This is a genomic window from Streptomyces sp. NPDC057271 (assembly GCF_042668715.1).
Taxonomy (GTDB): Bacteria; Actinomycetota; Actinomycetes; order Streptomycetales; family Streptomycetaceae; genus Streptomyces.
Map to the genome: position 1 here is coordinate 1 of NZ_JBHUYJ010000002.1, position 25,351 is coordinate 25,351.

The 25,351-nt window shown below is 70.8% G+C and carries 34 protein-coding genes and 2 pseudogenes; 8 read left to right on the forward strand and 28 right to left on the reverse strand.

Annotation, left to right across the window (positions count from 1 at the left end; genetic code table 11):
• The 19 genes from ACFUJR_RS00910 to ACFUJR_RS01000 form a co-directional block, all read right to left on the reverse strand.
• A partial coding sequence (locus ACFUJR_RS00910) for a hypothetical protein (protein WP_383167319.1) occupies window positions 1–180 on the reverse strand: 180 nt, incomplete at its 3' end.
• Window positions 181–194: 14 nt separating this feature from the next.
• Window positions 195–389: a hypothetical protein gene (locus ACFUJR_RS00915; protein WP_383167322.1), complete on the reverse strand. Its 195-nt coding sequence runs from the start codon at window positions 387–389 to the stop codon at window positions 195–197.
• Window positions 386–577: a hypothetical protein gene (locus ACFUJR_RS00920; protein WP_383167325.1), complete on the reverse strand. Its 192-nt coding sequence runs from the start codon at window positions 575–577 to the stop codon at window positions 386–388. Before ACFUJR_RS00920 ends, ACFUJR_RS00915 begins: the two co-directional genes overlap by 4 nt.
• The gene (locus tag ACFUJR_RS00925; protein WP_383167328.1) at window positions 574–759 is read right to left on the reverse strand and encodes a hypothetical protein; all 186 of its coding nucleotides are present in this window, start codon (window positions 757–759) and stop codon (window positions 574–576) included. The genes ACFUJR_RS00920 and ACFUJR_RS00925 overlap by 4 nt, the downstream gene beginning before the upstream one ends.
• A complete protein-coding gene (locus ACFUJR_RS00930) occupies window positions 756–1,556 on the reverse strand; it encodes a hypothetical protein (protein ID WP_383167331.1) in 801 nt (266 codons plus the stop codon). Before ACFUJR_RS00930 ends, ACFUJR_RS00925 begins: the two co-directional genes overlap by 4 nt.
• 35 nt (window positions 1,557–1,591) lie before the next feature.
• Window positions 1,592–1,795 carry a hypothetical protein gene (locus ACFUJR_RS00935; RefSeq protein ID WP_383167333.1) on the reverse strand — a complete coding sequence of 68 codons (204 nt, stop codon included), beginning with the start codon at window positions 1,793–1,795 and terminating at the stop codon, window positions 1,592–1,594.
• Window positions 1,792–2,403 carry a WhiB family transcriptional regulator gene (locus ACFUJR_RS00940; RefSeq protein WP_383167336.1) on the reverse strand — a complete coding sequence of 204 codons (612 nt, stop codon included), beginning with the start codon at window positions 2,401–2,403 and terminating at the stop codon, window positions 1,792–1,794. Before ACFUJR_RS00940 ends, ACFUJR_RS00935 begins: the two co-directional genes overlap by 4 nt.
• Window positions 2,400–3,026, reverse strand: coding sequence for a hypothetical protein (locus tag ACFUJR_RS00945; RefSeq protein WP_383167339.1), 627 nt, complete (start codon window positions 3,024–3,026; stop codon window positions 2,400–2,402). The genes ACFUJR_RS00940 and ACFUJR_RS00945 overlap by 4 nt, the downstream gene beginning before the upstream one ends.
• Window positions 3,023–3,841 carry a hypothetical protein gene (locus ACFUJR_RS00950; protein ID WP_383167343.1) on the reverse strand — a complete coding sequence of 273 codons (819 nt, stop codon included), beginning with the start codon at window positions 3,839–3,841 and terminating at the stop codon, window positions 3,023–3,025. The genes ACFUJR_RS00945 and ACFUJR_RS00950 overlap by 4 nt, the downstream gene beginning before the upstream one ends.
• A complete protein-coding gene (locus tag ACFUJR_RS00955) occupies window positions 3,838–4,704 on the reverse strand; it encodes a PD-(D/E)XK nuclease-like domain-containing protein (protein WP_383167346.1) in 867 nt (288 codons plus the stop codon). The genes ACFUJR_RS00950 and ACFUJR_RS00955 overlap by 4 nt, the downstream gene beginning before the upstream one ends.
• The gene (locus ACFUJR_RS00960; RefSeq protein ID WP_383167349.1) at window positions 4,701–5,228 is read right to left on the reverse strand and encodes a hypothetical protein; all 528 of its coding nucleotides are present in this window, start codon (window positions 5,226–5,228) and stop codon (window positions 4,701–4,703) included. The genes ACFUJR_RS00955 and ACFUJR_RS00960 overlap by 4 nt, the downstream gene beginning before the upstream one ends.
• Window positions 5,225–5,686 carry a hypothetical protein gene (locus ACFUJR_RS00965; protein ID WP_383167352.1) on the reverse strand — a complete coding sequence of 154 codons (462 nt, stop codon included), beginning with the start codon at window positions 5,684–5,686 and terminating at the stop codon, window positions 5,225–5,227. Before ACFUJR_RS00965 ends, ACFUJR_RS00960 begins: the two co-directional genes overlap by 4 nt.
• Window positions 5,683–6,063, reverse strand: a complete 381-nt coding sequence (locus ACFUJR_RS00970) for a hypothetical protein (protein WP_383167354.1) — start codon at window positions 6,061–6,063, stop codon at window positions 5,683–5,685. The genes ACFUJR_RS00965 and ACFUJR_RS00970 overlap by 4 nt, the downstream gene beginning before the upstream one ends.
• Before the next feature lie 69 nt (window positions 6,064–6,132).
• Window positions 6,133–6,387 (reverse strand): hypothetical protein, encoded by a 255-nt coding sequence (locus tag ACFUJR_RS00975; protein WP_383167357.1) that lies wholly within the window; start codon window positions 6,385–6,387, stop codon window positions 6,133–6,135.
• Complete coding sequence (locus tag ACFUJR_RS00980) at window positions 6,384–6,941, reverse strand: hypothetical protein (protein ID WP_383167360.1); 558 nt, start codon at window positions 6,939–6,941, stop codon at window positions 6,384–6,386. The genes ACFUJR_RS00975 and ACFUJR_RS00980 overlap by 4 nt, the downstream gene beginning before the upstream one ends.
• Complete coding sequence (locus ACFUJR_RS00985; protein ID WP_383167362.1) at window positions 6,938–7,222, reverse strand: hypothetical protein; 285 nt, start codon at window positions 7,220–7,222, stop codon at window positions 6,938–6,940. The genes ACFUJR_RS00980 and ACFUJR_RS00985 overlap by 4 nt, the downstream gene beginning before the upstream one ends.
• A complete protein-coding gene (locus tag ACFUJR_RS00990) occupies window positions 7,219–8,019 on the reverse strand; it encodes a BRO family protein (RefSeq protein WP_383167365.1) in 801 nt (266 codons plus the stop codon). The genes ACFUJR_RS00985 and ACFUJR_RS00990 overlap by 4 nt, the downstream gene beginning before the upstream one ends.
• Before the next feature lie 84 nt (window positions 8,020–8,103).
• Window positions 8,104–8,358, reverse strand: a complete 255-nt coding sequence (locus ACFUJR_RS00995) for a hypothetical protein (RefSeq protein ID WP_383167369.1) — start codon at window positions 8,356–8,358, stop codon at window positions 8,104–8,106.
• The gene (locus ACFUJR_RS01000; protein ID WP_383167371.1) at window positions 8,342–8,644 is read right to left on the reverse strand and encodes a helix-turn-helix domain-containing protein; all 303 of its coding nucleotides are present in this window, start codon (window positions 8,642–8,644) and stop codon (window positions 8,342–8,344) included. Before ACFUJR_RS01000 ends, ACFUJR_RS00995 begins: the two co-directional genes overlap by 17 nt.
• A gap of 266 nt (window positions 8,645–8,910) precedes the next feature.
• Between ACFUJR_RS01000 and ACFUJR_RS01005 the strand changes: the two genes are divergently transcribed.
• Both ACFUJR_RS01005 and ACFUJR_RS01010 read left to right on the forward strand, forming a co-directional pair.
• The gene (locus ACFUJR_RS01005; RefSeq protein WP_383167374.1) at window positions 8,911–9,273 is read left to right on the forward strand and encodes a helix-turn-helix domain-containing protein; all 363 of its coding nucleotides are present in this window, start codon (window positions 8,911–8,913) and stop codon (window positions 9,271–9,273) included.
• 428 nt (window positions 9,274–9,701) lie between these two features.
• Window positions 9,702–11,015, forward strand: coding sequence for a tyrosine-type recombinase/integrase (locus ACFUJR_RS01010; RefSeq protein WP_383167377.1), 1,314 nt, complete (start codon window positions 9,702–9,704; stop codon window positions 11,013–11,015).
• Window positions 11,016–11,883: 868 nt separating this feature from the next.
• Here the strand turns inward: ACFUJR_RS01010 and ACFUJR_RS01015 are convergent.
• Window positions 11,884–12,642 (reverse strand): GntR family transcriptional regulator, encoded by a 759-nt coding sequence (locus ACFUJR_RS01015; RefSeq protein WP_383167380.1) that lies wholly within the window; start codon window positions 12,640–12,642, stop codon window positions 11,884–11,886.
• A 190-nt stretch (window positions 12,643–12,832) separates the two neighbouring features.
• Between ACFUJR_RS01015 and ACFUJR_RS01020 the strand changes: the two genes are divergently transcribed.
• Together ACFUJR_RS01020 and ACFUJR_RS01025 are read left to right on the forward strand one after the other, a co-directional pair.
• Window positions 12,833–13,057: a hypothetical protein gene (locus ACFUJR_RS01020; RefSeq protein WP_383167383.1), complete on the forward strand. Its 225-nt coding sequence runs from the start codon at window positions 12,833–12,835 to the stop codon at window positions 13,055–13,057.
• A gap of 98 nt (window positions 13,058–13,155) precedes the next feature.
• The gene (locus tag ACFUJR_RS01025) at window positions 13,156–13,404 is read left to right on the forward strand and encodes a DUF2277 domain-containing protein (RefSeq protein ID WP_383167385.1); all 249 of its coding nucleotides are present in this window, start codon (window positions 13,156–13,158) and stop codon (window positions 13,402–13,404) included.
• On the opposite strand, the gene ACFUJR_RS01030 is transcribed toward ACFUJR_RS01025, so the two are convergent.
• The 4 genes and pseudogenes from ACFUJR_RS01030 to ACFUJR_RS01045 form a co-directional block, all read right to left on the reverse strand.
• Complete coding sequence (locus ACFUJR_RS01030) at window positions 13,364–13,975, reverse strand: DedA family protein (RefSeq protein WP_383167498.1); 612 nt, start codon at window positions 13,973–13,975, stop codon at window positions 13,364–13,366. The genes ACFUJR_RS01025 and ACFUJR_RS01030 overlap by 41 nt on opposite strands.
• 251 nt (window positions 13,976–14,226) lie before the next feature.
• Window positions 14,227–14,676, reverse strand: a pseudogene (locus ACFUJR_RS01035) (DoxX family protein); the annotation flags it as partial.
• A 185-nt stretch (window positions 14,677–14,861) separates the two neighbouring features.
• Window positions 14,862–16,592 (reverse strand): alkaline phosphatase D family protein, encoded by a 1,731-nt coding sequence (locus ACFUJR_RS01040; protein WP_383167388.1) that lies wholly within the window; start codon window positions 16,590–16,592, stop codon window positions 14,862–14,864.
• Window positions 16,593–16,678: 86 nt separating this feature from the next.
• Window positions 16,679–17,341: an HNH endonuclease family protein gene (locus ACFUJR_RS01045; protein WP_383167391.1), complete on the reverse strand. Its 663-nt coding sequence runs from the start codon at window positions 17,339–17,341 to the stop codon at window positions 16,679–16,681.
• 254 nt (window positions 17,342–17,595) lie between these two features.
• On the opposite strand from ACFUJR_RS01045, the gene ACFUJR_RS01050 reads away from it, so the two are divergent.
• Complete coding sequence (locus ACFUJR_RS01050) at window positions 17,596–18,336, forward strand: ABC transporter permease (protein WP_383167394.1); 741 nt, start codon at window positions 17,596–17,598, stop codon at window positions 18,334–18,336.
• Between the two features lie 117 nt (window positions 18,337–18,453).
• Here the strand turns inward: ACFUJR_RS01050 and ACFUJR_RS01055 are convergent, their stop codons facing one another.
• A complete protein-coding gene (locus tag ACFUJR_RS01055) occupies window positions 18,454–19,104 on the reverse strand; it encodes an HAD-IA family hydrolase (protein ID WP_383167397.1) in 651 nt (216 codons plus the stop codon).
• A gap of 363 nt (window positions 19,105–19,467) precedes the next feature.
• Entirely contained in the window at window positions 19,468–20,169 is a 702-nt protein-coding gene (locus tag ACFUJR_RS01060; protein WP_383167400.1) for a peptidoglycan-binding protein, read from the reverse strand.
• 507 nt (window positions 20,170–20,676) lie between these two features.
• On the opposite strand from ACFUJR_RS01060, the gene ACFUJR_RS01065 reads away from it, so the two are divergent.
• Window positions 20,677–22,731, forward strand: coding sequence for a DHA2 family efflux MFS transporter permease subunit (locus ACFUJR_RS01065; protein ID WP_383167403.1), 2,055 nt, complete (start codon window positions 20,677–20,679; stop codon window positions 22,729–22,731).
• Window positions 22,732–22,734: 3 nt separating this feature from the next.
• On the opposite strand, the gene ACFUJR_RS01070 is transcribed toward ACFUJR_RS01065, so the two are convergent.
• Both ACFUJR_RS01070 and ACFUJR_RS01075 read right to left on the reverse strand, forming a co-directional pair.
• Window positions 22,735–23,235: a GNAT family N-acetyltransferase gene (locus tag ACFUJR_RS01070; protein ID WP_383167406.1), complete on the reverse strand. Its 501-nt coding sequence runs from the start codon at window positions 23,233–23,235 to the stop codon at window positions 22,735–22,737.
• A complete protein-coding gene (locus ACFUJR_RS01075; protein WP_383167408.1) occupies window positions 23,232–23,552 on the reverse strand; it encodes an antibiotic biosynthesis monooxygenase family protein in 321 nt (106 codons plus the stop codon). The genes ACFUJR_RS01070 and ACFUJR_RS01075 overlap by 4 nt, the downstream gene beginning before the upstream one ends.
• Here ACFUJR_RS01075 and ACFUJR_RS01080 point away from each other — a divergent pair.
• Window positions 23,553–24,323, forward strand: a pseudogene (locus tag ACFUJR_RS01080) (recombinase family protein); the annotation flags it as partial.
• Window positions 24,324–24,409: 86 nt separating this feature from the next.
• Window positions 24,410–24,793, forward strand: a complete 384-nt coding sequence (locus ACFUJR_RS01085; RefSeq protein ID WP_383167501.1) for a hypothetical protein — start codon at window positions 24,410–24,412, stop codon at window positions 24,791–24,793.
• Window positions 24,794–25,351: the final 558 nt, after the last annotated feature.

Genomic DNA, 25,351 nt, shown 5'->3' on the forward strand with positions numbered 1-25,351 from the left:
GGTGTTCTCCTCGCGCTGCTTCTCGGTGCTCCAGCAGCGGGTGCAGAGGAGGGGCTGCTTGTCGCGGGTGCACCATTCGCAGGTGATGCCGGTGATGTGGAAGTCGTGGTCGGGTTCGTAGAGGAAGAGGGGCCGGGTCTGCTTGCAGTGGTCGCAGCGGGCCTCAAGGGGCTCGGGCATGTGGGTCTCCTGGGTCAGGCGGCGGGGGTGATGGTCCAGCCGTGGGTTGCGAGGTAGGTGGCGGTGTAGTGGGCGGCGTCGTGGGGGGTCTGTTGGTGGTCGGGTGTGGTGAGGCGGTAGTCGTCGAGGGCGGCTGCGATGACGGCTACGGAGGCGGCGGGGGTTGTGCCGGTGCGGCGGTGGGTGAGGCGGCGCCACAGGGTTTTCATCGGGTCTCCTCGCTGAGCGGGCCGTGGTCGGCGACGAGGGTGCGCCAGCGGATCCAGTGGTTGCCGTTGGTGGTCCAGCGGGTGGTGTGGCGGGTCCAGATGCGGCCGGTGCGGTCGCGGACGGCGGTGACGCCTTCGGGGGATCGGAACCATCCAGGGCTGTCGGCGTGCCAGCGGCGGGCGCTCATGCGGCGGTGATGGCGCTGAGGTGGGGTATGCCGAGGGCTTCGGCGAGTTCGCGGTAGTGGGCGGCTTGCTCTTCGCGCGTCCAGGGGCGTGGGAGGCGCTGTGAGCGGCTGTGGGCGGGTCTGGCGTCCCCGAAGGTGCCGGTGGGGATTTCCTCGGCGTAGAGGCGCTCCTGGGGTGTCATGAGGCGGTCCTCTCGGTGCAGTGGCTGTGGGTGGTGCGTTCGGGCCGGCGGGGGTCGGGGATGAGGCGCTCGTGGCAGCGGGAGCAGCGGAGGAAGCCGACCGGCCGTGCGGTGTCGTGGTCTTGGTGTTGGGCGGAGTCGATCTTTTGAGGACCGGACGCCCCAACTACCTGAGGCTTGAAGACCACCTCAGCCCCGTCTTGGGAGATCTCTTGGGTACTACCTGGGTTGTTCGGGTCGCGGGGGCCCGAACCGATCGGGTCGCGGGGACCCGAACTCATACGGGTCGCGGGGACCCGAACTTCCTCGCCGGATTCCTCGGAAAGTTCGGGTCGCGGGGGCCCGAACTGGTTCGGGTCGCGGAGGCCCGAACTTTCTCCGCCGTCCTGCCACGGCGCGGGGTCCTTGGCAGGGGGCCGGCGGGTGCTCTTCAGCGAGTTCTCGGCTGCTCCCCAGTCGGGCATGGGACACAGGACGAGGGTGTAGAGAGTCGCTTTGCCGCGCTTCTGCTCGCCCTTCACCGCGACCACTCCGGCGGCGATGCCGGCGTTCAGGTACCGGCGCGTGTCCTTCTCGTTCGAGCCGGCCGCCTTGGCGATGTCCTGGATGCGGATCGGGCCGTCGGGGAAGCGGAGTTCGCCGTTGGCGTTGGCCATGGCGCGGAGGGCGTAGAGCAGGGTGAGGAAGCCGCGGCGCAGGGCCGTGGGCATCTCACGGGACCAGCGCCAGGCGAGGGCGTTGCCGTAGGCGTTAGGCACGCTGCCGCTGGCGCGGGTGGCCTGCTCGTCAGTGCTCAACTGGGGCTCTCCGGGTGCTGGTGCGGGTGTGGCGGTCAGCCGAGGCGTTCGGCGTCGTACGCCTCGGTGGCCTCGGCGGCCTGTTGGGCGAGGGCCTGCTCGGCGCAGGTCTTGTGTGCGGGAGACCGCTTCGAGTCGCGGGTGTACGCGTCCTTGCCGCAGTACCGGCAGGGCTTCGGCGTCCTGGACCAGTGGGAGGAGTCCCGCCAGTCCAGGAGCGGAGCCTCGTCGGTGGTCACGCGGCGTCCCGGGCGACGACTCCGAACGGATCCCGGCTTGTTCGGATCTCCTCGTCGGTCAGGTGCTCCGCAGCGACGCAGCCCTTCCGGCCGCAGTCGTTGCGGACGATGCCGACCGGACGCCGCTTGCGGCCGACCACGAATGCGAGCTGATTCGGCGTGTAGACCCGGCCTTCGATCTGGAAGTTGCTCGTGGTTCTTCCGGTCCAGCGGACGTGTCCGTTGTCCTCCTGCTCCGTGCGCGAGAGGTAGGTGTCGATGAGCGGGCCGCTGGTGTCCCTGGCCCACACCGCGTGGACGAGTTCGCCGACATGGTCCGGGTCGTTGAGCTGGTTGGCGTTGTTGGTCCGGAAGATGTGGCGGCGCTGGAGTTCGTCAACGCCGCCCCACACGCCGTCGTCGATCCGACGGTCGATGGCCCAGCGGGCACAGGACATGGCGACGGGGCAGCTACGGCAGAACCGCTTGGCCTCGGCGGCCTGCGCCATCGGGACGGCGGACGTGCCGACGGGGAAGAAGCCTTCGGGGTCGAGCCCGAGGCGTTGGCAGTCGGCGTCGTCACGCCAGTCGTACGCACGGGGCTGGCCGATTCCGCGGGTCTCGCTCATCGGGCCACCGCCGGAATCTGCTCGGGCCACGCGACGCCGTCCAGGGCGCGCCGGTGGGTGTCAGGCAGGACGGCCAGCGGGTAGCCGAGCCAGTGCATCCCCATCGCGGCGAGGATCACGGCGTCGGCCTGGTCGTACCGGCCGCGCCCTTCGCACGGCACGCCGTACCGCGCGATGACGGCGTCGCGGACCATGCCCTTTGCCGCAGTCTTCCGCTGGGCGGCGGGAAGGTGCTTGGCAGGGTTCGCGGCGCCGGTGGCGTAGATGATGCGGTGCTGCGGGTAGCAGACCGCGAGCGGGATCCGGCGGCGCCACAGGTCGTGCTTGACCAGACCACGCAGATAGGTCATCTCCTCGACGCCGGGCCGGTAGCCCAGAGACATGGCCGGCCCCTCCATGACGACGAGGCTGGTCTCCTCCGGGATCCGCTCGTGGACGCTGCGGCGGTGGAATTCGAGCCGGTCGTGTCCGGTGAGGTGCTGCGGGATGAGGGCCTCGGCGGCGGTGCCGTTGCTGATGCCGGTCGAGGTGAGCGACAGGTCGAGGCCGTACACGGTGGGCCAGTTGGTGCCCGCGCCCGGGAGGGTGGTCATCCCGGGCGCGGGGGTCTGGGTGAGGGTCACGGCGCCACCTCGGAGGGCTGCTGGCCGTTGAGCTCGGAGAGGGTGACGAGCGAAGGGAACTCGTCCTCGGCAGTGACTTCGCCCTGCTGAATGGAGCGGAAGGCGATCTGGAGCTGCGCCACGTCGTGCTCAGTCCACTGACTCGCCTTTCGGCCGAACTTGCCCTCGATGCGGTCCGTCGTGACGCCGATACCCTCGAACGCCCGGATCGCGTCGGCGACCCGCTGCGGCAGCGACTTGCCGCCGCCGTCCTGGAGGGTCTTGGCGCACAGCTCCTTCGCCTCCTCGACGAACCACGGCGGGAGGATCGCGAAGATCGCCTCACGGACGCGGCGGGCGCCGTTGTTGGCATTGTTCTCGTAGATGTCCCGCATGTCGGTGAGCTGCTTCGGTCCACCCTTCTGGTCACGCTTGTGCGGGACGATGAACGTCGACGAGGTGCGGGTGTTCTTCTCGACATCCCACGCGTACGCCTTCATCTCCGACTCGCCGTACTCGTCGTCGCGGCGCATCTCGACGAGGCCGTAGTCGACGTTCCCCCAGCACGAGGCCAGCGCCCGGGCCAGATGAATCGAAGGGCCGGTGATCGTGCCGCTGCCGCGGGAGTAGCGGAAGAACGCCCGCTCGGCGAGGTACGGCTGAGCGCACACCTGCCGCATCTCAGCAATGGCGGTGGCGATGTTCCGCGGGCACTGCTGCGCGACAACGATTGCGGCCTGGACCTCGGCGACCGCGCGGGACTGCTCCACGGCGGTGCCCTGCCCGACCCTCGCGGGGGCGGCGGCCGGCGTCATGCGCTCGATGGGCTGGTTCACAGGTACTCCTCGGTCAGGCGGTTCATGGCCCACGCGGGCAGGGAAAGGAGGTGCGGCCGGTCGTCGGGCACGTAGCCGGGCCAGCGGCCGGACGCCATGCACTCGGCGTAGGCGTTCAGGGCCTTGCGGTTCATCGCGGCGCCGAGCCGAAGATCCGTGAGCGGCAGCTGCACGACCGTGATCAGGTACGGGGCGGTCTTCTCCTGGAACACCAGGAGGAACACGGCGGACTCGTCGCCGAGTTCGAGGGCCCGGACGCCGTCCAGGTACCAGGCGGCCTGTTGGTGGTAGCCGTACGTCAGAATCGTGCGCTCCAGCGCATCCGGCGCGGCACAGACGGTCGTCTTGTAGTCGGTGACGACCAGCCGTCCGTCACGCGGATGCGGCAGCCAGTCGAGCCGAGCCCGCCGCATCACCCCGGTCGGGGCGTCCTTCCAGAACAGGGACTGCTCGGGGCGCCCGGCGTCGGGTGCGAACAGCGCCGAAGCGATCGGGTGGCGGCGCAGCGTGTCGGCCATCGCCTGCACCCGGTCGTAGTCGGCGGCCAGCAGTGCGACTCCGCCCGCGGCCTCGACGTCGTCCCGCTCGGCGCGGGCCGCCTTCGTACGCCAGTCGTCCGCCTCGACAGCGACCAGCTCCGGGCCGTCGCCGAGGACGAGCCTGTGGGCGGCCGTGCCGAAGTCGAACACCGCTCGGCGCGGCTGCGGGTGGTCCTGCTCGTACCGGAACAGCGCCGGCGCCTTCAGGATCGTGCGGGCACCGGTCGACGACAGCGAGTCGCGGTGGGCGTGGTACTCCTCGGCGGGGATGTCGTAGACGCCGGGCTCGGCGATGAGGCCGGCGGCCTGTGTGGCGGTGGTCATCGGTCCTCTCCATCCCGGTAGGTGTAGAAGCGGCGGGGAGTGTCGTCGCCGTGGCGGTCGAGGTAGCCGTCGCGGTGTAGATCGGCGAGGTAGCGGCGAACGCTCATGCGCAGGACATGCGTGCCGATGTGCTGGCGCCACGTTCGCCGGACGCGGCCGGTCGTCCACTCGCCGCTTTCCGTCTGGATCGTCTCCAGGACCAACTTCCGGACACCGCGCACCGGGTGAGCGGGATTCGGGTCGCTGCCGAGTGTGTAGAAGCGGGTCCCGTGGTGCTCGGCGGGAACGAGGTACGCGCGTCGGGCGAGGTCACGCAGGTCGCGGCGCGCGGTGTTCCTGCCGACCGTGGCCCACTCGCCCGACTGGGCGTAGATGTTCAGTGCCAGCTTGGTTGTGACCGGTCCGCCGCCGAGGTTCCGGAGGGTGGCGAGCAGATAGGTACGGCGGATGGTGGATTTGCCGGTCGCCTTACGGAGGCGGCCGGCGGCCGGGGCCTGTGCCCCGGCCTGCGCGGTGTTCGTCATCGAGCGCCACCTCGCATCTGCTGCGCGGAGGTGACGGCCATGTCGTAGAGGGCGCGGATGCCCTCGGCGAGGTTCCGTGCGTCCTCGTCCGTCTCCTTGCCGAGCAGGGCGTTGAAGAGGGCGTAGGCGGTCTGCTGCTGGCCGTTGGCCCATGCCGCGGTGAACTGGGCGGCGAACCGCGGGCCGGGCGGCATGGCGCTGATGTCGGTCGGTACGTCACCGTGGAAGGCGAGGAGACCGAAGGTGCCTCGGGCGCCAGGGTTCTGCTTCTCGAAGGCGACGACGGCCACACTGGCGAGCGCGGCGCACATCGAGACCGTCGTGGTGGGACCGCCCTTGACGAACGGGCCGAGCAGGTTCATCCCGAGCAGCGGGTTGCCGGTCATGCCGTGCGCGACGGCGGCCATGATCGTGTCGGTCGGGTCGTCGCACGGGGTGGTGGGAATGTTGCGCGTCACGCGGCAGCACCTCCCTGGCGCTGGCCGGGGACGGCCTTCGGCGTGCCGATCGCGTTCAGCCGCGCGGCGAGGCGGAACACCTGCAAGCCGTACACCGGCACCTTGCCTTCGTCGGCGACCTCGGCCAGCAGGTCGGCGACCCGCTCGTCCCGCTCGTGTGCGGCGTGGGAGTCCGGGCCTTGGTGTGCGGCCTGCCGGGCGCACTCGGCGATGTGGACCAGCTCGGAGAGGAGTCCTTCGCCGTCCTCCTCGGCCGCAGCGGCGAGGTTCAGCAGGACGGTCGAGAGGTAGTGCGTCATGTCGAGGGTGGCGCCGGTCGGCAGCGGCTCGACGTGAATGCGGAACGGTCCATCCACGGGCGTGCGGTCAGCGGGCATCGGTGCCTCCGAGGGCGAGTTCGAGGAGCCAGAACGCGAGGACGACGAACGAGAACGCGAGGAGCCAGATCACGAGGCACCGCCTTCGGGGAGAGCGGCCTGTGTCTGCACGGGGTACGGACGGAGGGACAGCCAGTCGCAGCCGCCGTGCAGGTGCAGCGACCCGTCTTCGTCCTCGCGGGCGCCATCGAGGCCGAACGGCATCCGCTGGGCCGCCTCGACGAACGCGCCCTTCGCGGTGTCCCGGGTGGCGAAGACGCCCTTGATTTCGCCGCCTTCGTAGTCCTCGCCCGCTTCCAGGACCCACACCACGGAGGCGTTCACGGCGTCACCTCGGGCAGGTCGCGGCCCAGCTCGAACCGCTGGCGCAGCGGCCCGTCGTGCGGGTCCTCCGTCTGCGGGGCGAGGAGCTGGCGGAGTTTCGTCACCGGCTCGGACACCGGGACCTCGTCCATGGGGCCGAAGTCCCGACGTACGGACTCCGCCTCCTCGAACCAGCCGTTCTCATGCGGTACCTGGGCAGAGACGAGCTGGACGTTCTGGAGGTACTCGCCATCGACGCGCTCTTCCCAGGTGTCCCCGTGCCGGTCGCGGTACTGCGGGCGGACAAGGGCGGCAGCGGCGGTCTCCAACTCGGCGATCCGGTCCCGCTGCGCACGCAGCTGCTCGGCCGCGTCGGTCACCCACTCGTTCGTCGAGTGCCGCTCCGCCTCCAACTCCGCCACCCGGGCCCGAAGCGCGAACACCTCGGCCGCCGACTCCGGCGACTGAAGCAGGCACGCCGACTCCAACGCGGCAGCGATCCCCGCCGCCGTCTGCCGGGTCTGCATCGCGGCATGGACCACGCCAGCCGCCGCGTTCACACGCCGCGCGTTCACGCCGCACGCTCCGCGTCCAGCGACGCCACCAGCATCCGCAGCGTCGTCTGCAAGTCCGACGCGGCCTGAAGCATCGCGCCGTGGTCGTGAATGCTCGCGTCCTCGTTCCGGGCCAGCGCCGAACGAGCGCACTCGATTGCCGTGTCCACCGACACGACCAGCGTCGAACCGTCACGGTCCGCGTCGTACAGCGGATCCACCGTGCGGTACACGGACGGGGTGGCCACGGCGACCGTGTACCGGTCCCCGGTGGGGAAGTTGATGGGAGAGGTGATCGTCATCGGGCACCGCCCTCGATCGCGGCGTTCATCTCCGCGCGGCGCTTCTCAATCCGCATCTGCACGAACGACAGCCCGCGAGGCGTCAGGTGCAGCGTGTAGTGCGCACACGAACCCCACGTGTGCTCCACCATCCGCTCGACCGCGTTGAAGCAGTCCGCGTGCGCCGCGTAGAAGTCGTACTGAGCACTCCCGCACGTCGCCTGACGGCGGTAGATCAGCTTCTCGTCGAGGAGGAAGTGACGGAGCTGCTTCTCCTGCCACCCCAGCGTCTTTGCCGCCTGCCGCACCAGCATGTCGCCGTCCTGCGCAGCCATCAGCGTGTCGTGAGCTAGGGCCTTCGGCTCCATCTCCTTCAGCTTCGCGTCCGCCTCGACCAGCTGCTCGGCCACACGAACGAACTGCTGCGTCAGCGCCAACACCCCGTGCGGCGTCGACAGATCCGGCAGCGCCGGAGCGGGAGGAGCGACCGAATACGAACCCGTACGACGGATCGACGGCAGGACCTCCTCGGCGAGCCAGTCCTGGAACCGCTCGGCGGCCGGAAGGTTGCTCCGCATGATCAGCCGGTACACGCCCGATTCGGAGACGATCGCCCGGTTCGGGTTGCCCGGGGTTCCGTCGGAAATCGCGACGGAACTCTTCATCCGTTCGGGCAGACGGCCCAGGGCGTCCCGGCCGTTGCCGTAGCCGAGCACTGCGGTCACGTCGGAGCCGACGAACCAGGGCTCGTTGTTGATGGTGACGACCCGGACTGGGGTGCCGGTCTCCGGGAACGTGTACGGCATGATGGAAGACACGTGTCTCCCCTTTCCTGTAGGTGGGGCGGTGCGAGGGGTCGCATTCGGACCAGGCCCGGTCCGGGCGGCCCCGTTTTCATGCGGTCACGCGGAGGCGGCGACCAGCTGCGGCGCCTCGTCGGCCTGAAACGCCGGGTCGTTCTCGGCCATCCACGCCTTGACCTTCGCGAGGTCGAACCTGCGCTGACGGCCGGCGAACGGCTCGACGGGCATTCCCTGCTTGATCCACTGGGTGATCTGCCAGTCGGAGACGTCGTAGTACGTCTCGATCCCGCGCTGGCTCAGCAGGGGCACGAGGCCGACGGGGAGCACGGTGAGGCGGTCACTCTTCTTCGGCATCAGACCTTGACCTTTCGACAGTCAGAGTTGAATGTGTGGGCATGAGGAAGTACCGCTGGATCGGGCGGTCGAGCACGTCGGTGATGAGCCACGCGGTGCCGAGTTCGCAGCGGTCCCTGGCGGAGCGGCCCTTGGTGGTAAGTCGGCCGATCGTTGCCGGGCTGACTCCGCGACCCTCGGGGTCGACCCGGCGGGTCTTCTCGGAGAGCTCTTCGAGGGTCAGTCCCTGCCGCTTCATTTCGTCGCGGAGTGGCTGGCCTTCGCCCTTGCGGAGCAGCTTTGTCATGGGTACCTCGTGCTGGGTGAGGCGGGTGAGTCCCTCGTTCTGAGGTGCTGTGACAGTTTTACAGTCAGAGTTGGAGTCATGTCAACGAGGTTCGCCGAGAAGTTCCGAGATTCGGCGAATCAACTGTGATCTTCGAATGGGCGTTCTATGGTGGCGGCGTATGCCGGTGCATCAGCGCGCGACGGGGAGGTTACGCACAGCACTGGAACGCGCCATGCTTCTACTTTTACTTGCGAAAAGTAGAAGCGGCGGGGCAATCTTGGCGTGTGGATAACGACCAGGAGGCGCCCGGCGAGGACTTCGCCCAGCTTCTCGACCGACTCAAGGACAGCTACGGCGGCCTCAGCGACAGCGAGGTAGCGCGCCGACTCGGCCTGTCCAACGCGACGGTCAACCTGTGGGTCCACCGCAAGCGCATCCCCAGCGCGAAGAACCTCGAAGCGATCGCAGCCGCGTTCCCGGCATTCACCCGCGACGAGCTGTTCGCCTCCACCCAGCGCAAGGTCCCCGGCAAACTCGGCCCCGACCGCGCCGAGCGCATCATGCGGCTCATTGAAGGGCTCACCGCCGAGCAGCAGGAGTTCACCGAGGCCCAGCTCCGCGGCCTGAACGAGGCCAACAGAAAGTAGCTTCCGGCCGCACAACCCTCTGCCGTCTTCACGAGTCCAACAGAAATGGACTTCGCCACTCCCTGTGAAACGGGAGGGACTTGGCGTACGCAGAGTGGTCGCATATTCACCTAGTAGGGGGTACGGTCGAACAACGGCCACGTCCTCCCCCGCGGCCGACGTCCCAAGTCGTCCGCACCAAGGGGGCCGCATGTGCATCCGCGTCCAGCTCGCCGAATCCGTCGCCTCTGCGGACCTCTGGGATCCCACACGGCGACTGGTCAGCCTCCCTGCCAGCCTACCCCGCAGCGCCACGCTCACCGTCCTCCGGGGGATCCTCGAAGAACTGGCCGTACCGCAACCGCGAGTTGGTGCACGCTGCTTCTGCGGGGCCCCTCTCACCATCCTGCCCCGCGTACCTCAGCAGCGTAGGAGCGAGCAGGTGAGCCATGGCGCGTAGAGCGACCAACAACCCCCGGCAGAAGCGCAGCAAGACGTGCGGCTGCGCCCCGTGCGTGGAGGCGTACCCCCCGGAGCAGTACGGCGAGCGGAAGAAGCGCCGCGACTGCCTCGGCTCGTGGCAGGCCCGGTACCGGGATGCCGACGGCAGCCAGAAGGCGAAGCACTTCCCGAAGAAGAGCGAGGCCGACGCCTTCCTCGACAGCATCCGCACCTCAGTCCGCCAGGGCACCTACCTCGACCCGAAGCGCGGCGAGGTCACTGTGGCCGACTGGTTCGAGCAGTGGTGGCCGGCGCACAAGCAGGGCCGCACCACCACCCGGAACCGCAAGCTGGCCTCGTGGAAGCACATCGAGAGCAAGTGGGGCAAGCGCAAGCTCAACAGCCTCACCCACATGGAACTCCAGGGCTGGATCACGGCCGAGGTGAAGGGGCACGCCACCCAGAAGAAGGTGTTGGAGCTCCTCAACATGATGCTCCGCGACGCCGTCCGGGATCAGCGCCTGCCGTTCAACCCGGGGGAGCACGTGAAGGTGACCGCGTCCCCTCCGGCGCGCCACCCCGACGACTTGAAGCCCCCCACCCGGGAGCAGTACGCGGCCGTGCGGAGCCACCTGCCCGAGTACTATCAGCCCCTGGCCGTGTTCCTGGAGGAGACCGGAATGCGGTGGGGCGAGGCGACCGCGCTGCGCCGTTGTCACGTTGACCTGGGCGCCGACATCGTCAAAGTCAGGGAAGTGGTCGTCGACGACCGCGGAGTCCTCATGAGGCAGGCCGCGCCCAAGACACAGGCCGGATTCCGGATCGTTCCCCTCACCCCGGCCGCCGTTGCCGCTGTCGAGACGATGATCGAGAAGTGGGGCCCGGCCGACACCGAGTCGCCGATCGAGTCCGGGATGCATCCCGAGGAGCTCATCTTCCGCAGCCCGAACGCGGGCGGCCGGCGCCGGGTACGGAACGCGGCGGGCGAGCTCGTCGAGGTCACCATCGAAGGCGTCCTGAACAGGAACAACTTCAAGCGCGTCTGGCTGCCAGCTATCAAGGCGGCGGGAATCGCCCGGCAGGTGAAGAACGCGGAGACGGGCCGGAACGAGTGGTGGCCGCGGGTCCACGACTACCGGCATGCCCTTGCGACCCGTCTCCACGCCGAGGGGGTCTCGGAGAAGGACGTGCAGTTGGTCCTCGGGCAGAAGCGCGGCGGCCGGGTCACGTGGCTTTACACCCACGGCAGTGATGAGGCTCTGTCGACGGTGCTGGCCGCCATGCAGGGGCAGAAGCAGCGGCACCTCACGGCAGTCTCGTGAGACCGCGCGGGGTGGGGTCCACAACGAGTCCACAATCCCGGCTCGGAGCGTCTCGGAGATTCTCGGAGAGTCTCGTCAAGCTCCGCAAGATCCCCATAGAGAGGCTCTCGGAGGGTCTCGGAAACTCTCGGAAATCCTCGCGGGGCGCTTCCCGTGTTCTTACAAAGCAGATGTCGGCGGTTCGAAACCGTCCGCGCCCACCAGCACGAAGGCCCCCAGCCGATCACGGCTGGGGGCCTTTGACGGTGGGCGCTGACTGCAGTCGCTCACTCGGGCCGGTGTGGGCGCAGCAGCCGGTTCATGCGACCTGTCGCTCGCCTCCGGTGATCGTCGGAGGTATGGGTTCATCGTGACGGCGATCTGAGAGTGACCGAGCTCTCCGTTCGGCAGAGGCGCCGCTGCCACGGCCCCAGCGTGAACACCTGGCATTCCCCTTCCACCGGCACCGTGCGGCGGGCGAGGGGGACGGGACGGCGTCGGCGCTCTCGAACGCGGTGGGTCCCTCCCGGCGGGGCGGGTCTCCGAGGTGTCCGCTCCAGGGCGCGCCGCCGCGCACCTCGTCGGACGCCCTGATCGTCGGTCGACGCCGGTCGGGCCGGGGCTCCCGCACGGTTCCGTCACCCACGCCGTGATCCACCGCGCACCCCGCCCCGTGGCCGTCGTGCCGCACTCCTGACCGGACGTCACATGGCGTCCGCCGCGACCTCGTCACGTCGGGGGCACACCGCCACGCCCCACCCCTGGCCCCGCCGCGATCGGCCCCCTCGCCCTGGGGTCGAAGGCTCCTTCCCCGGCGAGGAGTTGTTCGACAGGCGTGAGGTCCGCGTCGGCGGGCTCCGTCCGGCCTTCCGGGGCGTCCCGCACGGCGTCACGCGTCGAAGTCGTACTCCAGGACGTACGACGCCGAGTCCAGCGTCATCTCGTTGAGTTCGACCGCGACTCCCTTCGCCGTGAAGGCCGTACGGCCGATCAGGATCACCGGTGTCCCGAACTCCAGGGAGAGCCGGGTGGCTTCGTCGGCCGTGGGCATGCGGCAGCGGATCTCCTCACGGAAGTGCACCGGCTGGTGGCCGAGCTCGGCCAGTCGTGCGTACGTGCCGCCCGGGCCCGTGTCCGGCGTGGCGATGGGGGTGTCCTCGGCGAGGTCGGCCGGGAGGTACGAGACCGAGAGCAGGACCGGCTTGTCGTCCAGGACGAAGCGGCGGCTGCGGACGCAGACCGGGGCGTCGGCCGGCAGGCCGAGGGCCGCGGCCACACGCGAGTCCGCCGTCGCCCGGCCGACCTCGATCCGGTCCACCACCAGCGCGCGGTCCTCGATGTCCGCCGACCAGACCGAGCGGCCCGTGCCCCAGTGGTCCTGCGCCAGTCGGGGGATGCCCCGCCGGCGCAGAGGCCTGAACGTGCGGACGAAGACCCCGGCGCCCTTGCGGGCCTCGGCCAGGCCCTCGGTGCGCAGCACGGAGAGCGCCTGGCGGGCCGTCATCCTGGCCACGTCGTACGTGGTCATCAGATCGTTCTCGCCGGGGAGCCGGTCGCCGGGGGCGAAGGCGCCTGACTGGATGGCGGTTCTCAACTCGTCGGCGATGCGCTGGTACTTGGGCCGACGACCGCTGTCCTGGTCAGTCATGGGTGGACCTCCCTTCGTCTGCGGGACACCCTACGGCGCGCTCCGACCAGGTGACGCACGCCTCTGCGTCGACCTGTGCGAGTGATCCATCCATCGGGGGACTTCTCTAGAGATACGTTGACAGAGGGGAGCCGTGGGGTTTCTCTGGGTGTATCTCTAGAGACCTGGAACTCCGGGACGGAGGGGATTCGTGCAACCACTGCCCGAGGCCGGTGACCTCGTACGCGATACCGCCACCGGTCGGGTCGGCTTCTACGTCGACAGCGTCGCCGGCCGGTTCCTGATCCGGCCCGTCAACGGCGGCCGCGAATGGGAGGCCGAACCCGGCGACGTGCAGCTCGCCACGCCCATGAGGGAGCTGCGGGCCCGCGCCGCCGAGATCAACGCACGGAGCAGACGCGGCATCGGGGGCTGAACCCGGGCGCGTGGGGCCCGGCTCCTGAGAGGTGCGCGTTCCCGGCTCAGGGGAGTCCGGGGCGGCGCGTTGTCAGTGGCGCGCGCGACACTGGACGCATGTGCCGCAGCATCAAGACTCTCCGACCGCCGGTCCTGCCCGAAGAGGCGACCGAGGACGACATCCACGCCGCCGCCCTGCAGTACGTACGCAAGGTGTCCGGGTTCCACAGACCCGCCGCGCACAACGTCGAGGTGTTCGACCGGGCCGTGGACGAGATCGCCGAGGCGACCGCCCGGCTGCTCGACGGGCTCGAGGTGCGCGGGCTCAGGAAGCCGGCGCGGGAACCGCAGCCGGACGCCGTATGACATAGGCGGCCAGTCCGCCCGCCAGGAACAGCGCGAGGACGGAGACGCCCGCGCTGAACCAGGTCGCGCCCAGCCACAGCCCGCCGAACCAGCCGAGTGCCACGCTGTAGCCGGCCCAGGCCACCCCGGCCAGCGCCGACCAGGGCAGGAAGTCCGCGATGCGGCGCCGGGCCGCGCCCGCGCCCAGGGAGACGACCGAGCGGCCGGCCGGAGCGAAGCGCGCGATCACCACGAGCGGTCCGCCACCGCGTGCGAGGGCCACGCCGAGACGTTCCTGCGCCCGGGTCAGCCGACGTGAGCGGGCGATGGCCCGGTCCAGCCGGGCCCCGCCCCTCCAGGCCAGTCGGTACGCGACGAAGTCGCCGAGTACGGAGGCGGTGGCCGCGCAGAGGAGAAGGAGGAGGACGGAGGGCACATCGGTGGAGGCCGCGGTGGCGGTCGCCGCCGCCGTCGCGGCCGCGATCACCAGGACCCCGCTCGGCAGCACCGGCAGGAAGACGTCGAGCAGTACCGACGTGGCCACCGCCGCGTAGATCCACGGGCCCGCGGTCAGCGACTGCAGTGACCCCATGCTGTCGAGCACGTTCACAGCGCTAGAGCGTACGCGGGGGCGGCCGACGGAGACCGGCAGGGGCCGGAAATCGCTGTCGCGATCTCCGGCCCCTGCCCGTTCGGCCGCAGTCCGGGCCCCTGCGGTCACGCCCCGACGGGCTCGGTCCGCCCCTCGGTCCGCGCCTCAGCACGCTCAGTACGCCCCTCGGCCCGCGCCTCAGCACGCTCAGTACGCGTCTCGGCACGCGCTTCGGTCCGCCCGTCGGCACGCGTTTCGGTCCGTGCCTCGGTCCGCTCCGGCGCCTGCTCCTCCCCGGCGCCGAAGAGACGGTCGAGAGCGGGGGCTCCGGGGCCGGTGAAGACGAGGAGCAGGAACGCCCAGCAGAAGAGCGCGGCGCTCTCGCCGCCGTTCTGGAGAGGGAAGAGCCCCTCGGGCTGGTGGACCTTGAAGTACGCGTAGGCCATCGAGCCGGAGGCGAGCAGGGCGGCGGTACGGGTGCCGAGGCCGAGGGCCACGAGAGCGCCGCCGACGAGCTGGATCACGGCCGCGTACCAGCCGGGCCAGGTGCCGGCCGGGACGGTGCCGCCGCCGACGGCACCGCCGAGCACGCCGAAGAGCGAGGCGGCGCCGTGGCAGGCGAAGAGCAGACCGATGACGAGGCGGAACAGTCCGAGCGCGTACGGCTGGGACTGCTGTACGCGGTTGGCCAGGGGATTCATGGGGGTGTGACTCCTTCGGTCGAGTCGGTCCCGGGGGAACGGAACGCGGGGGGACGGGAACCGATGAGGACGTCAGGTTAGGCACCCCTCACTAGTACTTGCAACTTCAACATTCGGTCGCGCGGCGATCTGTGGCGAGCGTCACGTGAGGTGCGGGCGCTCCGGCCGGTCTCCCCGTCGTGGGGTCAACTCCCGCTCAGGCGACGCTCGTCGACGGTGACGAGCCGGCCGTTCGCACGCGCCTGGGTGAGTGTCAGGTGGGCCGAGCGGGCGTGCAGCGTGAGGGTCATCAGCTGGTTGCCGAACCAGGGGCCGCCCGTTCTGCGCCAGCCGATCAAGGGCCTGCCCACGCGCACGTGCCGGGCCAGGACGCGGCCCAGGCCGCTGCCCGCGCGGCTCCACCCGAAGCGGAAGCCCAGGCGTACCGCGAGCGGGATCGCGTTGTGGAGCGGCGAGCAGGTCAGCTGGACCACCCGCGCCTCGGGCCGCGCACCCGGGCCCGTGGAGCCCTCGGCCGGCTCGTCGCGCCAGCGCGGCTCCGCCACGTACGCGTGGTGGACGTCCCCGGACAGCACGCACACCGTCGCCGGTGCGTCCGGACCGCTGCCCGCCTCCGCGAGCAGCCGGGTCAGGGCCTCGAACGACGAGGGGAACGCCGCCCAGTGCTCCAGGTCCGCCCGCTGCCGCAGATCCTCCGCGAACCGCGCCCAGCGCCCCGCCGGCCCGCCGCGCTCGCCACGGCACAGGGCCGCGTTCCAGGCCTCCGCGTCATGGATCAGCGGTGGCAGCAGCCAGGGCAGCGAGGTGCCGACGAGGAGATGGTCGTACGAACCCCGGTCCGACAGCGCCTGTTCGCGCACCCAGGCCGCCTCGGCCGGGTCCAGCATCGCCCGCGCGTCCTCCTTCAGAAGGCGCGCGGCCCGGGTGTCGATCATCAGCAGCCGGGTCCGGCCGAAGTCCCGGCGGTAACTCCAGCGCACACACGCCGGGTCGGCGTCCGCCTCGGCCGCGAACCGCCGCAGCCGCTCCGTGCCGTCCGGTACGGAGCGGATCGCGGCGTACATCGGGTCGGCGTCCAGCTCGGCGGGGGAGAGGTTGCCGAGGTGCTGGTACACCCAGTACGACATCAGCCCGCTGAGCACACGCTCGCCCCACCAATGTGTGGCCCGCATCCGGGCCAGCCAGGCGGCGCTGGTGTTCCAGTCGTCGATGACGTCGTGGTCGTCGAAGATCATGCAGCTGGGGACGGTGGAGAGCAGCCAGCGGACCTCGGGGTCGGCCCACGACTCGTCGTAGAGGCGGGTGTACTCCTCGTACTCCCCGACCTCCGAGCCCGGCGGGTCGCTCGGGTCCCGGCGTGCGGCGAGCCAGCGTCGGGTGGCGGTCGAGGTCTCGTCCGCGTACACCTGGTCACCCAACAGGACGAGGACGTCCGGACGGTCGGCCACCTCGGGCGGGGCGGACGCGCCCGCCGATCCCCCGTCCGGGGGCCCGTCCGCGAGCTGCCTCGCGAGGTGCGTGGCGAGCGTGTCCAGCGCGTCCGGGCCCACCGGGTCCCCGCCCTTGGCCGGTTTCGCCGCCCAGCGGCAGGAGCCGAACGCCACCCTGACCTCGTCGCCGGGGGAGGGGGTGCGGATCGTGCTCGGGGGGAAGCGGGAGTCCGCCGGCGGCCAGACCTTCCGGCCGTCGAGCCGTACCTCGTACGCCGTCGTCGTGCCGGCGGTCAGGCCCGTCACCGGGATCAGCGCGTAGTGGTGGCCCGCGATCTGGAAGGTGCGGGTGGAGCCCCCGGCGCCGGCGGCTCCACGGACCTCGGCCGTGCACGGGCGGTCGGTCTCGACCCATATCGTCGCCGAGTCGCCCGTCACCCCGTCGACGTACCGGAGTACTGGTCCGAGCCTCAGTCCGGCCGCCATCGATCTCCCCGCTCCTCCGTCGTCCCGCCCGTTCGGCAGGGAACGCCCGTACGGTACGGAACGAGGGAGGCGCGACGGAAGCGTTCTCAGCAGCCGTTCAGGACGGACTGCAGGGCGCTCTTCTCGGCGGAGTCCACGCTCAGGCCCCAGTAGTACTTGACGTGCACCCACGCGCGGACGTACGTGCAGCGGTACGAGGTGCGCGGCGGCATCCACTCCGCCGGGTCCTTGTCGCCCTTCGACTGGTTGACGTTGTCGGTCACGGCGATGAGCTGCGGGCGGGTCAGGTCGTTGGCGAACTGCTGGCGCTTGGCGGTGGTCCAGGAGTTCGCGCCGGAGCGCCAGGCCTCGGCGAGCGGCACCATGTGGTCGATGTCGACGTCGGAGGCGGCGTACCAGGTGGCACCGTCGTACTGGGAGTACCAACTGCCGCTGACGGCGGCGCAGCTGGAGTTCTGGACGACGTTCACGCCGTCGCGCTTGAGGACGACCTCGCGGGTGTTGCAGGCGCCGGACTGGGTGATCCAGTGGGGGAAGAGATCACGGCTGTAGCCGGAGGAGGAACCTTCCGCCTTGACCGTGAGGGAAGCGAGGTAGGTACGGGCGGTGGCCGCGCTGACGGGCGTGGGCATGGCCGCCTGGGCGGTCGGTGCGGTGGCGAGGAGGCCGGTGACGGAGAGGGCGGCGGTGGCGGCGAGGACGGTCGCGCGACGGGCTATTCGACGCGCGTAGACGTTGGCGGCAAGCATGCGAACTCCCTTGGGGTGGGGGGACCTTGGCCGTGCCGTTCCGAGCGGTCGCCCTGCGCGCCCCGGGCGGGTGCCCGGTGCGTGTGGGACGAAGTGCCCGGTGCGTGCCCGGGTGGGTGCCCGGCGGCCCGGTCATCGTGGCGGCGCCAGGTTGCGGTGGGGGGTGCGCCAGGTAACAGGGTGACGACATGAGCACGTCACATCAAGAGGTGTGACGGAACGGCACTTCCGTTTCTCCGCCCTAGGGTTGGCGTGTGCTTCTGGAAGTGAACATCACCTTTGGGGTGGTTCTCGCCGTTCTGCTCGCCGTGGCCGCGGGCGTCGTCGCGTTCGCCCGGCTCGGGCGCCCGCGCGACTCGCTGACCGCGGGTGGGCGCGCCGCGGTCCAACTGGTCGCGGTGTCGCTCGTGATCGGCTGGGTGATGCGGTATCTGCCGCTGCTGCTGGTCTTTCTGCTGGTGATGTACGGGGTGGCGGCGTGGACGGCGGGCCGGCGCATGGTCCCGGGGGAGGGGCGCGGGCGGTGGTGGGCCGGGGTGCCGATCGCGGCCGGCGTCGGACCGGTCGTCGGGACGCTGCTGCTCACGGGACTCGTTCCGGTGCGGGGTGTGGCGCTCATCCCGGTCACCGGCATCCTCATCGGCGGCGCGCTGACCGCGACGGTCCTGGGCGGGCGGCGGGCGCTCGACGAGCTGGCGACGCGACGGGGTGAGGTGGAGGCCGGGCTCGCGATCGGGCTGCCGGAGCGGGAGGCGCGGCTTGAGGTGGCGCGCGGGGCGGCGTCGGACGCGCTGCTGCCGGGGCTCGACCAGACGCGGACGGTGGGGCTCGTGACGCTGCCGGGGGCGTTCGTGGGGATGCTGCTGGGCGGCGCGTCGCCGTGGGAGGCGGGGGCGGTGCAGCTGTTCGTGCTGGTGGCGCTGATGGTGGTGCAGGCGGTGGCGGTGGCGGTCGTCCTGGAGCTGGTCGCCCGGGGCGTGGTGGCGCGGGGGTGAGGGTGCCCGGGGCGTGGTGGTGCGGGGGTGAGGGGTGCCTGGGGCGTGGTCGCGCGGGGGTGAGGGGTGCTCGCTCCGTCCGCTGTCGGCCCGTGCGCGCCCGGGCGGGGCGGGCCGTTACGCGAACGTCAGGCCGAGGGAGCCGTCCTGGAGGGGCGTCAGCCGTACGGTGGTGAGGTCCTGGACGTGGACGTCCGGGGCGAAGGCCACCGCCCTCGGGCCCACGCCCACCACGCGCATGCCCGCCGCCCGGCCCGCCCGGATGCCGGCCTCGGAGTCCTCGAAGACCACACAGTCGGCCGGGTCGAAGCCCAGTTCCGCCGCGCCCTTGAGGAAGCCCTCCGGGTCCGGCTTGCTCGCGCCGACGTGCTCCGCGGTCACCCGTGTCGTCGGCATCCGCAGCCCCGCCGCGCCCATCCGGGCCTGGGCGAGTCTCTCGTCCGCCGAGGTCACGAGGGCGTGTGGGAGGCCGTCGAGGGCGGCCATGAAGGCCGGGGCGCCAGGGACCGGGACGACGCCGTCGAGGTCCGCGGTCTCCTCCGCGAGCATCACCCGGTTGTCCGCGTAGTTCTGCTCCATGGACCGGTCCGGGAGAAGGGCGGCCATCGTCGCGTACCCCTGGCGGCCGTGGACGACCTTGAGCGCCTCGTCCGGGTCGAGGTCATGGCGCTCGGCCCAGCGGCGCCAGCAGCGCTCGACGACGGCGTCCGAGTTGACGAGCGTGCCGTCCATGTCGAGGAGCAGGGCGCGGGTGGTGAGCGCGGGCATGAAGGGTCTCCAGAGGGGTGGGAGGAGAGACAGAGCGGTCCCGCCCGCCGGTCAGGGAGTGCGGGCGGGGCCACTTTGTTCCTCGACGATACAAAACGAGGTGGCTCCGCGCCAATCCGTCCCGCATCACGGACCTCGCTGCCGTGGCGCCGCCCGCTCTCGGCCGCTCTCGGACCGGGCTCGAACCCGCCCCGGTAGCTCTCGGACCGGTCCCGACCGGTCCCGGCCGCTCTCGGCTGGTCCCGGACCGTGGTGCCGGCGGGTCCCCGCCCGCTCTCGGCTGGTCCCGGACCGTGGTGCCGGCGGGTCCCCGCCCGCTCTCGGCTGGTCCCGGACCGTGGTGCCGGCGGGTCCCCGCCCGCTTCAGCCCGAGGTCTCCGCCTCCAGTACGCGCCGCGTCTCCGGCCCGTACACGCCCTCCCCGTCCTCCTCGATGTCCTGGTACGACTGGTACCGCTCCACCGCGCGCCGCACCTGTCTGGAGTACTCGCCGTCGATCGGGCCGTCGTAGAACCACGCCTGTTCGAGCCGCCGCTGCAGCTCCGCGACCTCGGCACCGGTGTCCCCGTAGCGCAGGGTCGGGGCCGGTGCGACCGGCGCGACCGTGGGCGTGCGGCTCGGTGCCGAGGTGGTCCGGGTGGCCGTAGGTGACGGCGGCTTGGCCGAGGTCGTGGCGCTCACTTCCGCCGTACGGGTGGAGGGTGACGGCGACGGCGACGACGACGAGGGCGACGCGGAGCGTGAGGCCGAGGCCGTGGCGGAGGCGGACGACGAAGGCGTGGAGGCCGAGGAGGACGGGGCCTCCGACACGGCGACGTTCTCCGATGCGCTCGCGGTGAGCGTGGGCGCGGCGGCCCGGTCGTCCGGCTCGTTCCCATCGCCGAGCAGGCCTCCCGCGACCGCCGCCGTGGCGACCACCGCGACCGCGACCGCCGCCGCGAGCGCCACCAACGCGCCACGTCGGCGGGTGGCCGGGCGCTCGGGCTCGTGCGGCCCCCACTCGGGGTCGTACTCGATGTCGTAGGCCTCGGCCTCCGTCGCGATCCCGCCGAGGAACAGGGGCATCGTCTCGGCCGAGTCAGCCCCCCCGCCCGGCCCCGTCCCCGGCCCGGAGACCCCACCGGCGCCCGGTCCGGAGACCGTGTCCGGTCCGGAAACCGAACCCGCTCCAGAGACCCCACCGGCGCCCGGTCCGGAGACCGAACCCGTCCCGGAGAGCGCATCCCCGCCCGGCAACGGCCCCGGCCCCGCGACCGCTTCCGGTGGGGGCGTCGGCGCCTTCCCCGCCTCGGCGACGGCATCCAGCGTCACGTACGGACGGATCCGCAGCGGATCGAAATCCTCCGCCGCGGCTATCTCCGCCTCGACGCACGCGCAGCGCGGTCTGTGTACACCGCATTCAGGACAGATGTGTCCGACCACAGCCAGGCCCCTCCCCAGTTCGCCTGGCAGAGATTATGCAGCCCGCACATGGCACGGCCTCCGCGACCGGGGTAACGGGCGTGGCCTCCGCAGGCCATAACCGGACATTCCAATCAGGATGGGGTGGGGAACGGACCCGAGGAGATGCCCATGGCCCAGGAAGTACGCGCGGCAGACCCCAGCGGTGGCCCGGCGCCCGAGGACGGGCGGAGCCGGCGCAGTGTGATGGTCGCGATCGGAGCACTGCTCCTCGGCATGCTGCTCGCCGCACTCGACCAGACCATCGTCTCCACGGCCCTGCCGACCATCGTCAGCGAGCTCGGCGGTATGGAGCACCTGTCGTGGGTCGTCACCGCGTACATCCTGGCGTCGACCGCGGGCACACCCCTGTGGGGCAAGCTCGGCGACCAGTACGGCCGCAAGAAGCTCTTCCAGGGCGCCATCGTCATCTTCCTCGTCGGCTCCGCCCTCTGCGGCGTCGCGCAGAACATGCCCCAGCTCATCGGCTTCCGCGCGCTCCAGGGCCTTGGCGGCGGCGGTCTCATGGTCCTGTCGATGGCCATCGTCGGCGACCTCGTGTCTCCCCGGGAACGCGGCAGGTACCAGGGGCTCTTCGGCGCCGTCTTCGGAGCGAGCAGCGTCCTCGGCCCCCTGCTCGGGGGGCTCTTCACCCAGCACCTCTCCTGGCGCTGGGTCTTCTACATCAACCTGCCCATCGGCATCGTCGCCCTCTTCGTGATCGCCGCCGTGCTGCACATCCCCGCCCGCGGCACCCGCCACACCATCGACTACCTCGGTACGTTCCTCATCGCCTCGGTCGCCACCTGCCTCGTCCTCGTCGCCTCCCTCGGCGGCAACACCTGGGCCTGGGACTCCCCGCAGATCATCGGACTCACCGCCCTCGGAGCCGTACTCCTGGTGTGGTTCGTGTACGTCGAGAGGCGCGCCGCCGAGCCCGTGCTGCCGCTGAAGCTCTTCCGGATCCGGACCTTCACCCTCGTCTCGGTCATCAGCTTCGTCGTGGGCTTCGCGATGTTCGGCGCGCTGACCTATCTGCCGACCTTCCTCCAGGTCGTGCAGGGCGTCACTCCCACCGAGTCCGGCGTCCACATGCTGCCCATGGTCCTCGGCATGTTCATCACCTCGACCGTCTCCGGCCAGATCGTCTCGCGCACGGGCCGTTGGAAGGTCTTCCCCATCGCGGGCACGGGTATCACAGCGCTCGGGCTGCTGCTGCTCCACGAGCTGACGGAGAACAGCTCGACCTGGGAGACGAGCGCCTGCTTCTTCGTCTTCGGGGTCGGCCTCGGCCTCGTCATGCAGGTCCTCGTCCTGGTCGTGCAGAACGCCGTCTCGTACCAGGACCTCGGGGTCGCCACCGCCGGCGCCACCTTCTTCCGCTCCATCGGAGCCTCGTTCGGCGTCGCCATCTTCGGCACGATCTTCACCCACCGGCTCAACATCAAACTCGACGCCGCCCTCGCCGGGCAGCCGCTCCCACCCGGCACCGGACCGGACCAGATCGCCGCCGACCCGCGCGCCCTCTCCGACCTTCCGGCCGAGCTGCAGCCGTCGGTCCTGCACGCCTACGCGACCTCCATCACCGACGTCCTCCTCTACGCCGCGCCGGTCGTCCTCATCGCCTTCGTCGTCGCCTGGTTCCTCAAGGAGGACAAGCTGCGCGGCTCGGTCACCGCACCCGACGCCAGCCAGACCCTCGCTTCCAACCCTGTGGAGCGCTCCTCGTACGACGAGTGCGCGCGGGCCCTGTCCGTGCTCGGCTCGCGGGAGGGGCGCAAGGCGGTCTACGAGAAGATCACCGCGAAGGCCGGGCTCGATCTGCTGCCGGCCGCGAGCTGGCTCCTGCTGCGGATCCGCCGCCACGGGACCGTGGAACCGGCCCGGCTCGCCGACACCACCCCCGTACCCCTACGGGCCATCACCGAGGCGTCCCGTCAGATCGAGGAGCGCCGCTTGGCACGCCGGGAGGGGCTGCAGCTCGTTCTGACGGAAGAGGGGCTCGCCGCCGCGACGCGTCTGGCGAAGGCGCGAGAGGAGTCGCTCGCCGAGCTGCTCGGCGACTGGTGGGGGCCGGAGCGGCCCACGGACCTCGTCCAGCTGGTGGAGGAGCTGACGGCCGAGCTGAGCGGCTCGGACGCGGAGCGGCCCCACTCGCCCGAGCCGCCCCGCGACCATCACGCCTGAGGATCAGGGCCGGAGGTCCTTGCCGTACCAGACGTCCATGTACGGGCCCTCGCAGTACGCCGGGATCTCCAGGTAGCCGTGGCGCGCGTACACGCTGCGGGCCTCGATCAGGTCCAGGCGGGTGTTGAGGACCATCCGCCGCGCGCCCAGGTCACGCGCCGCGTCCTCCAGCCGCGCCAGCAGCGCCCCGGCACCGCCCTTGCCCCGGAAGGCGTGGCGGAGGAACACCCGGGTCAGCTCGGCGCGTTCCTCGTCGAGGAGCAGCACGCCGCCGCACGCGGCCGGCTTCCCCTCGTACCGGCCCACGAGGAACTGACCGCTCGGCGGGGCCAGCAGCTCCACACCGTCGTTCGTCAGCCCCTCGTCGATCTCCGCCACGGTGGCCGGCCGCTTCCAGTAGCGGCTCGCCACGTCGTCGTAGTAGTCGCGGCGCAGGGCGGTGGCGTCGGCGGTGTGGACGTCCTCGGGAACGAAGGACCAGCCGACGGTGGTGGATTCGCTCACTTCGGGGACGCCTGCTGGACGACCTCGAACGACCAGAGTGTCGAACCGGTGGCGGCCGGCTTGGGCCGCTCCCCGGCGCCACCGCCCTCGTGCGCGGTCTTCATGGAACCGGACATCCAGTTCTGGAAGTCCTCCTCGCTGCGCCAACGGGTGTACACGAGGTACTGGTCGGTGCCCTCCACGGGCCGCAGCAGCTCGAACCACTCGAACCCGTCGGACCCCTCCACGGCCCCGGCCCGCGAGGCGAACCGCTGCTCCAGCACCTCGCGCTGCTCGGCCGGGACGGTCAGTACGTTGATCTTTACCACACTAGGCACATGACACCTCTCAGGAAGCACAGGCCGGGCGCTGCGCCGAGCCTTGATCACGTACGTGCAGTCTCGTACATCCGCCAGTCAAAGCGGCGTGAGGACGACTCGCAGGCGTCGCCCGTGGCGCAGCGCGAACGGTGCGCCTCGCTGATCGCGTCGAAGGGGTGGAGCGACGCGGGCCACTTCGAGGACGTGGGCAAGTCGGGGTGGGACCCGAGCATGCACCGCCCGGGGTTCGAAGAGATGATGACGGCGGTGCGCGGCGGGCACGTGGACGCCGTGGTCGTCTTCTCGCTGTCGCGTCTCACGCGCCGTGGCGCACTGGAAGCCATGCGAATCATCGAGGAGCTGGAGGCGCACGGAGTCCGGCTGGTGAGCGTCGAGGAGCCGTATCTCGACACGTCGACCCCGGTCGGTGTCGGCATCCTCGCCATCATCGCGGGTCTGGCGCAGCAGGAGTCCGACATGAAGTCGGCGTACGTCTCCGCCACCAAGGACATGCTGCGGCGGGCTGGTAGCCATGTCTCCGGCGTCGCTCCGTACGGCTTCACGGCGGAGAGGGCGACCAGCGGCAAGCTGTCCGTCGTCCGACTCGTCCCGGACCCGGTGGAAGCCCCGCACGTCCGGGACATGGCCAAGTGGGCGGCGGAAGGCATGTCCGCCTCGCAGATCGCCAAGCGACTGAACGAGGACGGCGTGCCCACGAAGGCGGTATCCCTGGGGGAGTCGGGAGCCAAGCGCCTTGCCTCACGCCGTGCGCGCGGGACCCTGACGACCCGGAAGACCTCGAATGGCTGGCCGAGGCGTCACGGCGCTTCGCCCGCCAACAGGACACGTCCCAGCGAGACGCGGAACGCGCGGCGGTGCGAGCCGAGTTGGAGCACGTACGGGAGTCCCGCCGCATCCTCCACGTGGACCGGCTGGCCGGCGTCTACGCCGACGAGACGGGTGCGCAGATGTTCAGGGAGTCCATGGCGCGGTTGGCAGCCCATGAGGAGCGGACGGCCGAACGGCTGGCGGAACTGGAGGCGACCGGCAGTCGAAGCATCCAGATCCCCGACGAGTGGACGAGCGTGGACGGAGATCCCATCGGGGAGGGTTCGACATGGGCGGCGTGGGACCTGGAGAAGAAGCGGGAGTTCCTGGCGCTCTTCATTGACTCCGTGAGGATCGCCAAGTCCGTCGGCAGGGGCCGGAACGCGAACACAAGGGGCCGAGTGATCGTGCGATGGGCTGAGGCGCCCTGATCCTGCGGGAGCCTGAGCCGCCTGAGAGCTGCTGTACGGCCCGCCGCTAGGAATCCGGCGGCGGGCCGTGTGGCCTTCCTGAGCCTCGCCGGTTTACGGGTCGCCCTAGCCGAGCCCCGGTAGTCCCTCACGGACCGCCGGGGCTTTGCTGTGCCCGCAGCGGGGCCGACCGGCGGGCGGAGCCATGACGGTTCAGACTGCTTTTTCGGTATGCACAAGAAAAAATAAGGAGAAAACCAAACCGTCCGTCGAAACACCATCCCGTCATGCTCGGCCCTCGGGAATCCTGTGGTCCCCACACCACAGTGCACCGCCCATGAGTAACCGCCCCTTGACCGGGGGGCGCCGAAAGGGGTCGTAAGCGCGTGCGGTCCCCACCCTGTCCGGACCGGTCCCGCCGGCGAGGACGACCAAGCTCACTGACCCAACGGCAGAGGTGCGCGGTACCGGTCCGGCTCGTCCGGGACATCGGCCGCAGAGGTCCCCGGTTCGAGTCCGGGGGTGGGCACGCAGAGAACGACGACCAGGCCGACAACGAGTGACCTGATGAGCAACACG

Coding starts and splice junctions, on each gene's coding strand:
- ACFUJR_RS01000 (WP_383167371.1), bottom strand. CDS start 8,644: ATGACAAAGCTGCTCCGCAAGGGCGAAGGCCAGCCACTCCGCGACGAA.
- ACFUJR_RS01065 (WP_383167403.1), top strand. CDS start 20,677: ATGGCCCAGGAAGTACGCGCGGCAGACCCCAGCGGTGGCCCGGCGCCC.
- ACFUJR_RS00915 (WP_383167322.1), bottom strand. CDS start 389: ATGAAAACCCTGTGGCGCCGCCTCACCCACCGCCGCACCGGCACAACC.
- ACFUJR_RS01025 (WP_383167385.1), top strand. CDS start 13,156: ATGTGCCGCAGCATCAAGACTCTCCGACCGCCGGTCCTGCCCGAAGAG.
- ACFUJR_RS01045 (WP_383167391.1), bottom strand. CDS start 17,341: ATGCTTGCCGCCAACGTCTACGCGCGTCGAATAGCCCGTCGCGCGACC.
- ACFUJR_RS01030 (WP_383167498.1), bottom strand. CDS start 13,975: ATGGGGTCACTGCAGTCGCTGACCGCGGGCCCGTGGATCTACGCGGCG.
- ACFUJR_RS00970 (WP_383167354.1), bottom strand. CDS start 6,063: ATGCCCGCTGACCGCACGCCCGTGGATGGACCGTTCCGCATTCACGTC.
- ACFUJR_RS00960 (WP_383167349.1), bottom strand. CDS start 5,228: ATGACGAACACCGCGCAGGCCGGGGCACAGGCCCCGGCCGCCGGCCGC.
- ACFUJR_RS00985 (WP_383167362.1), bottom strand. CDS start 7,222: ATGACGATCACCTCTCCCATCAACTTCCCCACCGGGGACCGGTACACG.
- ACFUJR_RS01010 (WP_383167377.1), top strand. CDS start 9,702: ATGGCGCGTAGAGCGACCAACAACCCCCGGCAGAAGCGCAGCAAGACG.
- ACFUJR_RS01015 (WP_383167380.1), bottom strand. CDS start 12,642: ATGACTGACCAGGACAGCGGTCGTCGGCCCAAGTACCAGCGCATCGCC.
- ACFUJR_RS00995 (WP_383167369.1), bottom strand. CDS start 8,358: ATGCCGAAGAAGAGTGACCGCCTCACCGTGCTCCCCGTCGGCCTCGTG.
- ACFUJR_RS01060 (WP_383167400.1), bottom strand. CDS start 20,169: ATGCCCCTGTTCCTCGGCGGGATCGCGACGGAGGCCGAGGCCTACGAC.
- ACFUJR_RS00920 (WP_383167325.1), bottom strand. CDS start 577: ATGAGCGCCCGCCGCTGGCACGCCGACAGCCCTGGATGGTTCCGATCC.
- ACFUJR_RS00925 (WP_383167328.1), bottom strand. CDS start 759: ATGACACCCCAGGAGCGCCTCTACGCCGAGGAAATCCCCACCGGCACC.
- ACFUJR_RS01055 (WP_383167397.1), bottom strand. CDS start 19,104: ATGCCCGCGCTCACCACCCGCGCCCTGCTCCTCGACATGGACGGCACG.
- ACFUJR_RS01040 (WP_383167388.1), bottom strand. CDS start 16,592: ATGGCGGCCGGACTGAGGCTCGGACCAGTACTCCGGTACGTCGACGGG.
- ACFUJR_RS00940 (WP_383167336.1), bottom strand. CDS start 2,403: ATGAGCGAGACCCGCGGAATCGGCCAGCCCCGTGCGTACGACTGGCGT.
- ACFUJR_RS00955 (WP_383167346.1), bottom strand. CDS start 4,704: ATGACCACCGCCACACAGGCCGCCGGCCTCATCGCCGAGCCCGGCGTC.